Source organism: Streptomyces sp. NPDC048275 (genome assembly GCF_040652275.1).
Taxonomy (GTDB): domain Bacteria; phylum Actinomycetota; class Actinomycetes; order Streptomycetales; family Streptomycetaceae; genus Streptomyces.
This window is the reverse complement of sequence record NZ_JBEZLR010000263.1, coordinates 1-1,290: the sequence shown is the minus strand read 5'-3', so window position 1 is coordinate 1,290 and position 1,290 is coordinate 1. Positions and strand designations below refer to the sequence as shown.

Annotated in this window: 1 pseudogene; it reads right to left on the bottom strand. The window is 69.8% G+C overall.

The features are described 5' to 3' along the window. Window positions 1-1,083, bottom strand: a pseudogene (locus AB0D57_RS47820) (hypothetical protein); the annotation flags it as partial. Window positions 1,084-1,290 lie beyond the last annotated feature (207 nt).

Sequence of the window (1,290 nt, the reverse complement as noted above, 5' to 3'; positions counted from 1 at the left end):
GTACGCGGCCGTGACCAACTGGTCTAGGAGGTGGTCCTGAAGGGATCGGGTGCTGGGGAAGCGGTCGGCGTCCAGCAGCTCGTCTACGGGGCGTCCATCGCTATCGTCATAGATGTCGCGGAGCAGACTGATCGCCAGCGGACTGGTTAACGTCTCGGCCACTGCGCTGCCGGGTTCGTCCAGAAGTCTACGGTTGAGCTCCTGCCAGCCTGACGGGGCCGGGTCCGGCAGGGGATTCATCAGGTAGGCGCTGGCGTCTTCGGAGCACACCGGCTGGATCTCCAGGGGTACCGCTCCGCTCAGCCGCTGCCGCCTGCCAGTGAGAGCCCTGGCCCGGGAGACAGCCACAACGCGGAAGCTGGCCTCCTCCAGCGCGCTCAGCATGGCGGCGCGTTGCTTCCCACCAACCTCGTCGAGCCCGTCCAGGAACAGCGCAATCCGCCCCTGCTCCAGCAGTTCCCTCGCCCGGGCGACCCCTCCTCTGCTCCGGAAAAGGGTGTACTCGCGGGAGAGCCGGCTGGCCACCCAGTCGGTCGCATTCTCCTTATTGGGGTCCCAGCCGAATGGCGTGAGCATCACCGGTACGGGGATATCGACCCTTACCTCCGGCGCCGCCTCCGCGCGGTACTTGAGCGCCTCCCCGAGTAGCAGCCCCGCGGCAGACGTCTTGCCCGCCGCTGGCTCGCCCACAAGGAGCAGACGGCCCGAGGCCAGCCCACCGTAAACCGCGTGCAATTCGGGCAGAGTTCCGCCCCGGTGCAGAACGTCGCGCGTGACTGCAGCCAACCCGGGCAGTGGAGCGAAACGGGCGCGGCCCTCCGCTGCGATCGCCCCGTCGATCCGGCCTGCCACTCTGCGGTCGGTCACCTGCCATCGCACCGGAAGGGGCGCAGGTGCCAAGAGCCGCCGCAGCCTGGCCTCCTTCTCCCACCACTTGCGCACGGCCTCGGCCAGTGCATCGGCCGCAACGTCCAGCGGGGGCCGCGGGGCGGCGGCCTGTTGCACCTGGATGAACTTGCGGATCAACAGGTACCCAGTGTTGGCCAGGCCGCCGTTGGCAGTGGCGTTCCCGGTACGGCTCACATGTACCGCGCCTGCGGGCCCTGAGTCAGGTCCGGTGTAGCCGGATACCGCGGTGGCGCCGTCGCGGGCGGTGGCATCACCGGTTTCCGTGGCGGCTACCCTCGCCCCGCGCGTTGCGTCTGCGGCCTCGGGGCCGGCGCCAGGGTCACCGTCCCGGGCGGGGCGGCGACGGGGCCATCTCACCATCGGCCAGAACCTCTCCCGCAT